This window comes from Micromonospora sp. NPDC049891, assembly GCF_040660295.1.
Lineage (GTDB): Bacteria > Actinomycetota > Actinomycetes > Mycobacteriales > Micromonosporaceae > Micromonospora.
In genome coordinates, this window is sequence record NZ_JBFAML010000001.1 from 433,225 (window position 1) to 445,088 (window position 11,864).

14 protein-coding genes are annotated in these 11,864 nt (G+C 73.3%); all 14 read right to left on the reverse strand.

Going from position 1 to position 11,864, the window contains the following annotated elements:
• Window positions 1–10: 10 nt before the first annotated feature.
• Window positions 11–757, reverse strand: coding sequence for a class II aldolase/adducin family protein (locus tag AB0I71_RS02175; protein WP_357581391.1), 747 nt, complete (start codon window positions 755–757; stop codon window positions 11–13).
• Window positions 750–1,427, reverse strand: a complete 678-nt coding sequence (locus AB0I71_RS02180; RefSeq protein ID WP_357581392.1) for a DsbA family protein — start codon at window positions 1,425–1,427, stop codon at window positions 750–752. The genes AB0I71_RS02175 and AB0I71_RS02180 overlap by 8 nt, the downstream gene beginning before the upstream one ends.
• Window positions 1,424–2,338, reverse strand: a complete 915-nt coding sequence (locus tag AB0I71_RS02185; RefSeq protein WP_357581393.1) for a thioesterase family protein — start codon at window positions 2,336–2,338, stop codon at window positions 1,424–1,426. Before AB0I71_RS02185 ends, AB0I71_RS02180 begins: the two co-directional genes overlap by 4 nt.
• On the reverse strand, window positions 2,335–3,117 hold the full coding sequence (locus AB0I71_RS02190; protein WP_357581394.1) for an alpha/beta hydrolase: 783 nt from the start codon (window positions 3,115–3,117) through the stop codon (window positions 2,335–2,337). Before AB0I71_RS02190 ends, AB0I71_RS02185 begins: the two co-directional genes overlap by 4 nt.
• Window positions 3,114–3,893, reverse strand: a complete 780-nt coding sequence (locus tag AB0I71_RS02195) for a beta-ketoacyl synthase N-terminal-like domain-containing protein (protein WP_357581395.1) — start codon at window positions 3,891–3,893, stop codon at window positions 3,114–3,116. The genes AB0I71_RS02190 and AB0I71_RS02195 overlap by 4 nt, the downstream gene beginning before the upstream one ends.
• Window positions 3,887–5,002: a beta-ketoacyl synthase N-terminal-like domain-containing protein gene (locus AB0I71_RS02200; RefSeq protein ID WP_357581396.1), complete on the reverse strand. Its 1,116-nt coding sequence runs from the start codon at window positions 5,000–5,002 to the stop codon at window positions 3,887–3,889. The genes AB0I71_RS02195 and AB0I71_RS02200 overlap by 7 nt, the downstream gene beginning before the upstream one ends.
• Window positions 4,993–6,018, reverse strand: a complete 1,026-nt coding sequence (locus tag AB0I71_RS02205) for a beta-ketoacyl synthase N-terminal-like domain-containing protein (RefSeq protein WP_357581397.1) — start codon at window positions 6,016–6,018, stop codon at window positions 4,993–4,995. The genes AB0I71_RS02200 and AB0I71_RS02205 overlap by 10 nt, the downstream gene beginning before the upstream one ends.
• Window positions 6,015–7,223, reverse strand: a complete 1,209-nt coding sequence (locus AB0I71_RS02210) for a beta-ketoacyl-[acyl-carrier-protein] synthase family protein (RefSeq protein WP_357581398.1) — start codon at window positions 7,221–7,223, stop codon at window positions 6,015–6,017. The genes AB0I71_RS02205 and AB0I71_RS02210 overlap by 4 nt, the downstream gene beginning before the upstream one ends.
• Before the next feature lie 3 nt (window positions 7,224–7,226).
• Window positions 7,227–7,499 carry an acyl carrier protein gene (locus tag AB0I71_RS02215; RefSeq protein WP_357581399.1) on the reverse strand — a complete coding sequence of 91 codons (273 nt, stop codon included), beginning with the start codon at window positions 7,497–7,499 and terminating at the stop codon, window positions 7,227–7,229.
• A 38-nt stretch (window positions 7,500–7,537) separates the two neighbouring features.
• On the reverse strand, window positions 7,538–8,428 hold the full coding sequence (locus tag AB0I71_RS02220) for a hypothetical protein (protein WP_357581400.1): 891 nt from the start codon (window positions 8,426–8,428) through the stop codon (window positions 7,538–7,540).
• Window positions 8,425–9,162, reverse strand: coding sequence for a 3-oxoacyl-ACP reductase FabG (gene fabG, locus AB0I71_RS02225; protein WP_357581401.1), 738 nt, complete (start codon window positions 9,160–9,162; stop codon window positions 8,425–8,427). The genes AB0I71_RS02220 and fabG overlap by 4 nt, the downstream gene beginning before the upstream one ends.
• A gap of 116 nt (window positions 9,163–9,278) precedes the next feature.
• Window positions 9,279–10,463: a CoA transferase gene (locus AB0I71_RS02230; RefSeq protein ID WP_357581402.1), complete on the reverse strand. Its 1,185-nt coding sequence runs from the start codon at window positions 10,461–10,463 to the stop codon at window positions 9,279–9,281.
• Window positions 10,464–10,465: 2 nt separating this feature from the next.
• A complete protein-coding gene (locus AB0I71_RS02235; protein ID WP_357581403.1) occupies window positions 10,466–11,662 on the reverse strand; it encodes a steroid 3-ketoacyl-CoA thiolase in 1,197 nt (398 codons plus the stop codon).
• A complete protein-coding gene (locus tag AB0I71_RS02240) occupies window positions 11,626–11,820 on the reverse strand; it encodes a ferredoxin (protein ID WP_357581404.1) in 195 nt (64 codons plus the stop codon). Before AB0I71_RS02240 ends, AB0I71_RS02235 begins: the two co-directional genes overlap by 37 nt.
• Window positions 11,821–11,864 lie beyond the last annotated feature (44 nt).

Consider the following 11,864-nt stretch of genomic DNA (forward strand, 5'->3'; position numbering starts at 1 on the left):
GTCATCCCCATCACTGAAGAAGGTCGGGCTGCGCACGCACGATGTCGGCGTACAACGGCTTGAAGTTGAGTCGGGCGATCGCGGGGCTGCCGATCGTGTCGCGGGTGGACCGTGCGGTCTCGGGGTCGAGCGGTACCGGTGTGCCGGCTGCCTCGGCCAGCAACTGCACCTGGCACGAGCGGTCCATCGAGATGAACCACCAGGCCGCCTCCTCCACCGAACCGCCGACCGTGAGCAGGCCGTGATTGCGCATGATGACTGCCTTGCCGCCGCCCAGACAGTCGGCGATCTGCCCGGCCTCCTCGGCGGCGAGGACGACGCCCCCGTACCGGGCGTAGACGGTGTGCTCCTCGAAGAACGCGCAGGCGTCCTGGGTGATCGGGTCGAGCGGGCGGCCCAGCGTCGACCACGCCCGACCGTGGGTGGAGTGCAGGTGCACCGCTGCCACGGCGTCCGGGCGCTGATGGTGCACGGCGGTGTGGATGACGAGGCCGGCCGGGTTGACCCGGCCGGTACCGGAGACCACCGAACCGGTCTGGTCGACCAGGAGCAGGTCGCTCGCCCGGACGTGCCCGAAGTGGACGCCGAACGGGTTGATCCAGAAATGATCGGGATGCTCCGGGTCCCGGGCGGTCATGTGCCCGCCGACCCCCTCGTCGAACCCGAGCCTGGCGAAAAGCCGGAGCGCCGCGGCGAGGCGCTCGCGCCGGTGCTTCCGTTCCTCCTCGACGGTGCGCCGCCGGCCGCCGCTAGCCACAGCCGCCTGCCGTGTCGGTGTCGTAGGCCTCGGTCACCGGCGGCCGGGCCGGATCGCCTGTCGGTCGCGGCCAGGCCGCGAGGAACGCGTCGAGCCGGTCGTAGCCCCAGAACCGGTGGTGCCCCAGCTTCAGGTAGGGCACCCCGAACACGTCGTCGTGGTAGGCCCGGTACAGGCAGTCCACGCCCTCCGCGCGCAGTCCGGGGTCGTCGGCGCAGGCGGCGGCGACCTGCGGGTCGAGCCCGGCCCGGGCGGCGCAGGCGGCCACCACCGCCGGATCGGAGATGTTCTCGCCGCGCTCCCAGCGGGCGGCCGTGACGGCGTCGTAGAACGGCTCGGCGTGCCCGGACCGGCGGGCCCACAACCAGGCCAGGTGCGCGGGTTCCCACCACGGCTCGACGTCGACCGGCCAGGCCATGGCGGCACCGTCGGCGGTGGCCAGACGTTTGGTGTCCATCAGGATGTAACGGTGTTTGGACCGGCTCATCTGGCCGTAGTGCAGGTCGACGCCGCGCTCGTCGAGCAACCGGGTCGTCGCGTCGTCGGGGTCCCAGTAGGGCAACCAGTCGAGCGCGTCGAACGCATCCGGCACGGCGGCCCGCAGCCGTCGTACGGTCAGCCAGCTGTAGGGGCTGCGGAACGAGAAGTACAGCCTGGCCCGCCGGGTCACCGGGCACCCCCGGTGAGAGTGGCGACGATGTCCGGGTCGAGCTGGGCGACCTCTCCCGCCCGATCGCCCCGGCCGAGCGCGTAACCGTGCAGGACACGGCCCTCGGCCACGGTCACCAGCCGATCGTCGCGCACCACGTGGCAGGAGAGCGCGACCTCGAACAGCTGCGCGCGCAGCACCGAGTCCACGTCGACCACCGTGTGCACCGTCTCCTCCATGTGCGCGGCCTGATGAATCCGCACGCGGGCCCGCGACACCACCGGAATCCAGGCGCGTTCGGCCAGCAGCCGGCCGACCGAGATGCCGCGGGCCTCCAGCAGCCTGTCCACGGCCGACTCGACGCAGCGGACGTAGGCCGAATGCTGCACCCGGTCGGAGTAGTGGCAGTAGTAGTAGCGGGCCCGCCAGGGCCAGTACAGGGCCGGCGATCCGGGATCGACGAGCTGGTCACGCACTTGTCGTCGCGGGTCGTAGGGGCGCGATCCGGGCCCGCCGGCCGGGCCACCGAGGTCGTCTACCACCCACGGGGCGAGGTCTGGGGGAACCGGCGCGGCTTCCTCAGCCGCCCGCTCGCGGACCAGGGCCAGCCGCACCGAGCCACGGGCCACCGTCACGTCCCGGTCGTCACGGCGGACCCGGAGCGTGACGTCGAGCCGGTCGCCGCGCCCCCGGTCCACGTGCGCGACCACCTCGTCGTCGAGGTCGAGTACGGCGGGGAGCTGCACCGAGCAGTCGACGATCTCCACGCCCAGTCCGTGCCTGTGGAACAGCTGCCCAGGTGGGTGGCCCTGGTCGCGCAGCCACTGCAGCACGGCCTCCTCGACCAGGTACATGAAGTGCTTGAACCCGATCCAGGTACGGATGTTCGCGCCTTCGAAGCGGGGGCGGCCCGCCACAACGGTCGGGGTCACGGGACCTCCTCGAGTTTCTGGTGGGCGGCGAAGGCGCACAGCCGGGCCGCGACCTCGGCCGGGTGCCGCAGGTGGCAGAAGTGGTCGTAGCGGTCATCGACGATCAGCCGGGCATCGGGCAGCGCCCCGGCGAGGGCACCGGCGGCCGCCGGGGTGAGGGTCGGATCGTCACCGCCACCGAGCACCAGCACCGGTGGGCGGACCCGGTCCAGTGGCAGCGCCGCGCTTGTGACGTACTGCTCGAAAACCGCGAGGAAACCGGCCGGTCCGGCCCGGTCGAGCGCCTTGCGGGTCATCGTCGCCAGCACGTCGTCAGGCGTACGGGCCAGCCGGTCGCCCTGGCGGCTGCGCAGCGACTCGTGGATGTGCCGCTCGAAGGCGGCCCGGGCCCGGTCGAAGAGCGTCCACGTCACGGCCCGGCCGGGTGGCCGGTAGAGCGGGCAGATCAGGGCCACCCGTCGGGCCGGCAGTGCGTCCCGGCACAACAGGTGCAACGTGGCGTTCGCTCCGTAGGAGTGGGCGACCAGCAGGTCGATGTGCGCGTCGAGCCCGGCGATCGCGTCGGCCAGCGCGTCGGCGGCCGGCCGCTGCCGCCACCGGTAATCGGTGCCCGGTTGCCACGGCAGGTCGAGCGCGGCCACCCGCCACCGCTGACCGAGGACCGCGGCCAGCGGTAACCAGGTCCGCCAGGAATCCTCCAGCCCGTGGGCGAGCACGGCCAGGGGTGCCTCCGGCGGGCCTTCGGCCAACCAGCGGGTGCCTTCCGCTGCCGGGCTCATCGGGTTCCCGCCGGTGCGGGGTGCACGGTCAGCGACCGGTAGCCGTCGACCTCGTCGCCGCAGGACACCTCGACCGGCAACCTGCTCTCGATTACCCGGTCGGCCGCGAGGGCGACACCGACGAGCCCCTGCGCGCCGTAACAGTCGCCCCACGGCGCGGTAGCGGCCGGCGCGGGAACCCTGCCGTTGAGCCGGACCTGCACCCCGCCCGGGCCGGACTCGACGATCACGCACGCCGCCCCGCTGGTGAGTCGCCGCCCGTAGAGCGCCGTCGCCGTGCCGGTCGCGGCCTCGGCGCCCACCACGACCACGCGCCGGGCGCGACCGGCGCGCAACAGCAGAGCGGCGGCGGCCAGCGCGTCGTAGCTCGCGGTGGCGCCGGAGCAGATCATGAGATTGGGGCCGGCGAACCGGAACCAGATCGCGATCACGCTGGCGATCACGTTGCTCGACGCGTTCGGGGCCGCGAGCGGGCTGACCGCCCGAACCCCGTCGTTGGTCGCGATGCGGGCCAGGTCGGCGACGGTGTCGACGTTGCCGAGATTTCCGCAGGCGACAACTGCGACCTCGGCAAGCGCGTCGCCCCGGGGCCGTTCACCGGCGTCCAGGCCGAGCGTGCGGTGCACCGCGCACAGCGCCAGCCGGGTCGCGTCGTCCCGGCTGAGCAGGCCCTTGCGGCCCAGCAGACCAGCGGCGGCGTCCGGTCGGCAGGCCGCCTGGTCGCTCTCCGGCAGGTGGGCACCCCACGCCCGCAGCGTCAGCGTCGCGGTCAGCACGCCGGCTCCAGCAGCGTGACGGCGTTGACCCCGCCGAAGCCGAAGGAGTTGATCTGGGTGAGTGAGCCGGGCACCGCGACCGGGCGGTCCCGGACCAGCCGTACGCCGTCGGCCTCGGCGAGCGGGACGCCCAGCCCGACGACCGGCGGTACGGCACCGACGCGCAGGCCGCGCAGGGCGACGTCGACCCCGCACAGCGCGGCCGCCCCGGAGGTGTGCCCGATCGCGCCCTTGAGCGCGGTCACCCACGGGTCACCCCGGTCAGCGAGGATCACCTCGTGGATCGCCCGGCACTCGGCCGGGTCGTTGAGCGCGGTGCCGGTGCCGTGCGCCACCACGACCCGGACGTCGCGGGCCTCCCGGTCGGCCCGGTGCAGCGCGTCGCGCATCGCTCGGGTCATCCCGCCGATGTCGGGCGCGGTCTCGTGCACCGCGTCGCAGGACAGCCCGGTGGCCAGCAGGCGGGCCAGCCGCGGACCCGCGCGCTCGGCCGGCGCGACCACCACGGCGGCGGCACCGTCGCCGAGCAGTACGCCGGTGCGGTCGCGGTCGAAGGGGCGCACCCGCTCGGTGGGCCGGTCGGCCACCCGGCCGATCATCGCCTGCATCGAGAGCGTGGTGGTGTCCGCAGCGGCAGCGATCGCCACGTCGGCCTCCCCGGTCTCGACCAGGTCCTGGGCCATGGCCAGCGCGTGCCCGCCCGCGCTGCACGCGTTGGCGAGGGTCACCACGTCCCGTACGCCGGGCAGGGCGGCCCGGACCGCCGATCCGAAATGGAGCTGGTCGACCGGGCACGGGCTGGCCGTCAGCGCCCAGCGCTCGACGTCCGTCAACTGCCGCAGGCCGGTACCGACCACCACCACCACACGCTCCCGGTGAGCGTCGACGCCCGCCTGGGCGGCGGCCGCCCGCAACACCGCGACGAGCCAGCCGGCCGCTCGCCCCGGGTCGCTGCCGCCGGTGATCGGATAGCCGGCCCCGACGTTCAGTCGGGCGGCCGTCGTCGGGTCGAGCGGGCGGGCGCCACAGCGGCCACGGGTCAGCGCGTCCCAGGTTCGCGGACCATCGCCGAAGCAGGTCAGCTGGGTGGTCGCCGCGATCACCGACACTGCGGGCTCCGCACCAGCGCGGCCGCTGCGGCGCCGTCGACGCCCTCGGCGACCAGGAGGGCGGTGATGCCGGGCTCTTCCGGGTGGGCGCGACGGTCCAGCATCAACTGGGCCAGGCCGGTCGCACAGGTCGCGGCGTCGCAGTCGCCGAACCGCGCGGTGACCTGTCGGTGCTCGGGCCGGTGACCGAGCACGCGCGCGGCGGCCCCGAACTGCCCGTGGTCGTCGGTCGCGGTCTCGGCGGTGACGACCAGATCGACCTCGGCCGCCGCGACGCCGGCCCGGTCGAGTGCCCGGCGTACGCAGCCGGACAGCGCCTCGGCCCGGCGACCGTCCGGACCGTACCCGGCCGCGGTGGCCAGGATCCGTAGGCCGGTCCCGTCGCTGGGGCCGGTGCCGTCGTCCCGGATCACCGCGAACGCGGCGGCCGACTCGCCGCAGGCCGCGCCGGTGCCGCCCCGGGTCAACGCCTGTGACCACACCCGGTGCGGCGACAGTTCCTCGGCCGCGCCGACCACCATCAGATCGGCGTAGCCCCGGGCGAGGACGTCGGCGGCGTAGCGCAGCGCGTGCAGGAACGCCACAGGTCCGCCCGCCACCGTGGCGTTCACACCGCGCAGGCCGAGCCGGATCGCGGACTGCCCGGCGGCGCAGTTCATCACCGTGTTGGGGAACAGCACCGGGTTGACGAGGTAGGGCCGCTCCTGCACCAGGGTCTCCCGGGTGAAGTCGCTCGTGGAACGGAAGCTGCCGAGCGTGGTCGCGAGCACCACCCCGATGCGATCCTGCGGCTGCTGGGGACCGGCCTCGACGCCGGCATCGCGCAGGGCGTCGGCACAGGCGGCGACGGCGAGGGCGGTGGTCCGGTCGAAGAAGCTGGTGCCTCTGCGGCCGAGGCGGTCCCGCACGTCGAACCCGTCGACCGCGTGCACCGGCCGGTCCGGGAACGACGTGTCACCTGGTGTGGCCGCCGACGGCAGCAGCACGCCCAGCCCTCGTACCCGCAGCGCGGTCACCGGACCGCTCCGAAGATGACTATCGAGTTGTTGCCACCGAAGGCGAAACCGTTGTTCTGCACCACCCGGACCGTCGCCGGCCGGGCCACGTTCGGCACCGGGTCGATTCCGGCGAGGTCGGGGTCGGGAGTGGACCAGTTCACCGTCGGTGGCAGGAAACCCTTGTCGATGGCGAGCACGCTGGCTATCGCCCCGAAACCCGACGCGGCACCCATCGTGTGCCCGATCAGCGATTTGATCGAGCTGACCGGCGGCGGGCGTTCGCCGAACACCTCGACGATGGCGCGCGCCTCGACCGCGTCGTTTGCCGGTGTGCCGGTGCCGTGCGCGCAGATGTAGTCGATGTCGGCCGGAGCCACGCCCGCGTTGCCATGGGCGATGCGGATACAGCGGGCGATGCTCGTCCACTCGGGGGCCACCGGGTGCTTGGCGTCGCAGTTGAGTCCGTGCCCGAGCAGCTCGGCGTAGATGCGCGCGCCCCGGGCCCGAGCATGGTCGAAGGTCTCCAGCACCAGCACGGCCCCGCCCTCGGCGGTGAGGATCCCGTCGCGGTCGCGGTCGAACGGCGCGCAGTCCTGCGCGGCCAGCGCGCCGAGCCGGAAGAATCCGGCGTGCGCCCAGCGGCAGACCGAGTCGGCGCCGCCGGCGAACACCACGTCCGCCTCGCCGCTGACCAGCAGATCGAAGCCGTACCCGATGGCGTAGTTGCTGGCCGAGCAGGCGGTCGCGAGCGTCACCGACTCCCCGGCCAGGCCCAGCTCCTCGCTCACCCCGTGCGCCAGCCGGCCGGCCGGGAGCTGGGCCACCAGGCCCGGGTCGATGCCGGCGAAGCCGTCGGCGACGCGAGCCGCGGTGAACGCCTCGACCGCCACCGACTCACCGCTCGTCGTACCGATCACCGCGTGCGCCCGTTCCGGACCACCGGGCAGCCGCTCCACGTCGAGCCCGGCGTCCTGGGCCGCGAGCCGGGCGGCGGCCGCCGCGAACTGGCTCGACCGCCCCCAGTGCTCCGGCTTCAGCCGCCGCAGTGACCGGTGCGGGTCGAATTCGCGGACCTCGCCGGCCCGACGGCGCGGGAATCCGCTCGCGTCGAAGCTGGTGATCTCCGAGATCCCGGACCGGCCGGCACGCAGGCCGGCGGCGAACGGGGCCGGACCGATCCCGATGCTGGAGACCGGGCCGAGCCCGGTGACCGCGACGCGCACGGGTCAGTCCCGCCAGCCCGCGTGCCGGCTGAGGCTCTCGTGGACGGCCTTGAGATTCGTCAGCTCGGGAAGCTCTGACTGGGGGATCTCCACGTGGTACCGCTTGTCCAGCCGGGCGAGGATCTCGATGGCGCGCAGCGAGTCGGCCTCGTGGTCCGCCATGAAGTCGCTGTCGTCGGTCAGCTCCTCGGGCTCGATCTCCAGGACCTCGGCGATGATGCCGCGCAGCTCCTCCAGCCGCTCGCGCGGGTCGCCGGCCTCGTCCGTGTTGCTCATGGGGGTCCTCTCGGCTCGTTGGATGTGCAGGGGGTTGCTCAGCGCAGCTGCTCGTCCGGCCGCTGCGCCGCCATCAGGGTTTCCACCCGGGCGATCCGACGGTCGCCGACCCAGCTCTCGCCGTGACAGAAGCCGGTGTCGGCGACCACCTGGTCCAGCCGCACGACATGTCGGACGACATCGCCGGGGTAGGCCTCGCCCGACACCTCGTAGCCCCGGGCGGTCAGGAACAGCAGGTGACGGTGCGGGGCCCGCTTCTCGGCCGGTGGCTCGCTGTGCTGCCACAGCAGTGCGGCGCTCTGCCCGAGCGACTCGACAAGCAGCGACACGGGGTATGCGAAGCACGAGGGACCGGCGTCGTCCGGCAGGTCGGCGTAGCACGGCTCGTTCGCGGTGATCGCCTTGATCGTGGTGATGGACTCACCCGCCCGTAGCTCCAGCACCCGGTCGACGAGCAGCATCGGGAAACGCTGGGGCAGCAGGGCGCGGACCTGGGGGTGCTCCAGTACGCCGGCACCGGCCGGTGCCGAACGGCCACCGGTGGTGCAGGTGACCCGCATCGTCGCGCAGACACTTCCGTCGCGTCGGGTACCGGTCGCCGACACCTCCCAGGTGGACCCGTCCTTCGGCCGGGCGGTCGCCTCGATCGACAGTTCGTCGCCCACCAGCAGCGGGGCGACCAGCCGAAGTGACGAGACCCGGCACAAGCGCGCCGTCCCGCCGGGCAGGCCGGCGCGGATCAGCTGGCCGAGCGTCTCCAGCACGAAGACGCCCGGATAGATCGGGAAGCGGGGAAAATGGCCGCGCAGCGACGGCTCGGTGGCTTCGACCACCTTGCGGGCGTGCAGGACCAGCGGTTCCGTGGTGGCACCCGGCCACCACCTGTCGTACGCCGCCAGTGGTGCGGCCGTCGGAATCTGGATCGTCACAGCGCGATACCTCCGTCCACCCGGAAGACCTGGCCGGTGATGTAGCTGGCGTCGTCGGAGAGCAGGAACGAGACGAGCGGAGCGACGTCCCCGGTGGCACCGAATCGGCGTAGCGGCACCCGGCGCAGGGCGTCGTCGCGCAGCCGCCCGCTCAGCCCGGCCGTCATGTCGGTCTCGATGAAGCCGGGAGCGACCACGTTCACCCGTACCCCGTAGGCGCCGACCTCCTTGGCCAGCGACTGACTGAGTCCGATGACGCCGGCCTTGGTGGCGGCGTAGGCGGTCTGGCCGGTGTTGCCGGTGACGCCGGCGACCGACGACATGTTCACGATCGCGCCGGACCGTCGCTTCATGAAGCGGAACGCGGCCCCCCGACACACGTTTCGGGTACCCGTGAGGTTCGTCGCGATCGTCGTGTCCCAGTCCGCCGAGGACGAGAGGACCAGCGGGGCGTCGCGGGCGATGCCGGCGTTGTTGACGACCGCGTCGAGGCCGCCGAGTTCCGCCTCCACCGCGGCGAGCAGATCATCGACCGCGCCGGGATCGCCCACGTCGCAGGCCCGCATCATCGCCGGTACGCCGAGCGCCGCCAGGTCGGCTGCGGTCCGGTCCGCTCCGTCGGTGTCCCGGGCGTAGCAACCGGCGACCGCGTAGCCGCGGCGGGCCAGATCGAGCGCGACGGCCCGGCCGATCCCTCGTGAGGCGCCGGTTACCAGCGCGACGCGCCGAGTCATCTCGCCTCCCGACCGGGCCGACTGTAGAGGTGCTGCCCGACAGCTCGGGCTGGGTGCACCATCGCCCAGGAAATCGGCCGGTGGCAACGCGTTCGGGCACCGGCGACCACACGCACTCAGGCGTCGGCGACCCACTCCCGGAGGACCTCGGCGGTGTCCGCGCCCGACGCCGGGGCGGGCCGGCGGATCCGGGTGGGAGTGCGGGAGAACTTGGCGGCGGGACCGGTCAGCTCGGCCTCCGTGCCGTTGTGCAGCCGGGTCCGTTGCAGCATCTGCCGGACCCGCACCTGGGGGTCGTCGGCGACCTGGCGCAGATCCCGCACGGCCGACACCGCCAGGCCCGCCTCGGCGAGCGCGGCCACCGCCGCGGCCACGGTCACCGTCGCGCACCAGCCGGCCACGACCGCGTCGACCAGGCTCCGGTTGGCGAGCCGGTCCCGGTTCGTGGCGAAGGCCGGATCGCGGGCCAGCTCGGGGCGGCCCATCAGCGCGGTCAGCCGCCGCCAGTGCCGGTCCAGCGAGACGGCCAGATAGATGTCCCCGTCGCGGCAGTGGTAGACGTTCGCGGGCACCACGAAATCGGTCTGGTTACCCATCCGTTGGGGAGGGGCGCCGGCTGCGGCCAGCGACAGCAGGCCGCTGCTGCTGAACAGCAACGAGTCGAGCATCGCGACGTCGACGTGCTGCCCCTCGCCGGTACGGGACCGGTGCGCCAGCGCACCCAGCGCCGCGATGGCGGCGTGCAGCCCGGCCAGTTCGTCGGCGAGGAACGTCGGTGCGCGTACCGGCTGTCCGTCGGGCGGTCCGTTGAGCGCCATCCACCCGCCGGCGGCCTGCACCACCGGGTCGTAGGCCGACCTGTCCACGCCCGGCCCGTACTGGCCCCAGCCGGACACCGAGACGTAGACCAGCTCCGGGCGGACGGCCCGGCACTGCGGGTAGCCGACGCCCCACCGCTCCAGCACACCGGGGCGGTAGTTCTCGACGAGCACGTCGGCCGCGCGGACCAGGGACAGCAGGGTGCGCCGGCCCTCGTCGGTACGCAGGTCGGCGCCGACGCTGCGCTTGTTCCGGTTGACGCTCTGCCGGAACCAGGACAGGCCGGTGCCCGGAATCGCGGGCGGCACCTCACCGTCGCGGCCGTCGGGCAGCTCGACCCGCACGACGTCGGCACCGAGATCGGCAAGTACGCAGGTCGCCAGCGGCCCGGACCACACCTTCGTCACGTCGAGCACCCGGACGCCGTGCAGTGGCCCGTCGAGGTCGTCGCGGGCGTCGCGGAAAAACTGCCGGTGGTCCATGGTCAGACCCGTTCGAGCAGGCTCGCGGTGCCGAGGGAACCGCCGCAGCACATGGTCACCAGGGCGGTGGCCGCGTCGCGCCGCTCCAGTTCGTGCAGCGCGGTGACCAGCAGGCGGGTGCCGCTGGCACCGAGTGGGTGACCGAGCGCGATGGCACCGCCGTTGACGTTCACCCGGTCCGCGTCGACGGGGAAGGCGGACAGCCAGTTGAGCACGACAGCGGCGAACGCCTCGTTCACCTCGAACAGGTCGATGTCGTCAGGCCGGATGCCGGCCCGGTCGAGCAGTCTGGTGGTGGCCGCCACCGGCCCGTCGAGAAGGAAGTAGGGGTCGGCACCGGTCACGACCTGCTGTGCCAGCCGGGCCCGGGGGGTGACGCCGAGCGCACGGGCCCGCTCCGCCGACATCCACAGGATCGCGGCCGCGCCGTCGGAGACCTGGGAGGTGGTGCCGGCGGTGTGCAGCCCGTCGTCGATGACCGGCCGCAGCGCGGCCAGCCCGGCCCGGGTGGTCGCCCGCAGTCCCTCGTCGCGGTCGACGCGACGGGTGCCGTCGGCGGTCGGCGCCTCGACGGCCACCAGTTCGGCGTCGAATCGCCCGGCAGCCTGCGCTACGGCGGCCCGGGCCTGGGATCGCACTCCGTACGCGTCGAGGTCGGCGCGGGTCAGCCGCTGACGCCGCGCGATACGTTCGGCCCCGCCGAACTGCGCGTGCGGTGGGTCGTCCCAGGGATAGTCGCGGGTCTTGTAGTGCCCGGGCCCGAGGCGCAGGTTGGCGCCGATCGGCACCCGGCTCATCGACTCCACCCCGCAGGCGATGCCGACGTCGATGGCGCCCGCCGCGATCAGTGCCGCGACCAGGTGGTTGGCCTGCTGAGCCGACCCACACGACGCGTCCACTGTGGTGCAGCCCACGGCCGGGCTGAGACCGGTGCTGAGCCAGGCGTTGCGGGTGACATTGAGGCTCTGTTCGCCGATCTGGGTCACGCAGCCGCCGATGATCTGATCAACCTCGTCCGGCGGTACACCGGCCCGGTCGAGGACCTCTCGCTGCACGATCCGCAGCAGCTCGACTGCCTTGAGGCCGGACAGCCAGCCGTCCCGGCGGCCGATCGGAGTCCGGGCAGCGGCGACGATCACTGGTTCACGGCCGCCGACCCGCCTCACCGCTCCACCAGTTCGATCGCCATTTTCGGGCATGCCCGCGCGGCGGCCTCCGCGGCCGGCACCTGCAGTGGGTCAACCGTCGGCGACCGTACGACCAGAACGTCGTCGGCGCCGAGAGCGAAGATCTCCGGTGCGACCGCCGCGCACAACCCGGTGCTGTCGCACTGGTCGGTGTCCACCCGAACCCGCATTCTCCGCACGCTACCCGCGCCCGGTGACCCGGCCTAGTGTGCTC

Coding starts and splice junctions, on each gene's coding strand:
- AB0I71_RS02190 (WP_357581394.1), bottom strand. CDS start 3,117: ATGAGCCCGGCAGCGGAAGGCACCCGCTGGTTGGCCGAAGGCCCGCCG.
- AB0I71_RS02215 (WP_357581399.1), bottom strand. CDS start 7,499: ATGAGCAACACGGACGAGGCCGGCGACCCGCGCGAGCGGCTGGAGGAG.
- fabG (WP_357581401.1), bottom strand. CDS start 9,162: ATGACTCGGCGCGTCGCGCTGGTAACCGGCGCCTCACGAGGGATCGGC.
- AB0I71_RS02230 (WP_357581402.1), bottom strand. CDS start 10,463: ATGGACCACCGGCAGTTTTTCCGCGACGCCCGCGACGACCTCGACGGG.
- AB0I71_RS02235 (WP_357581403.1), bottom strand. CDS start 11,662: ATGCCCGAAAATGGCGATCGAACTGGTGGAGCGGTGAGGCGGGTCGGC.
- AB0I71_RS02240 (WP_357581404.1), bottom strand. CDS start 11,820: ATGCGGGTTCGGGTGGACACCGACCAGTGCGACAGCACCGGGTTGTGC.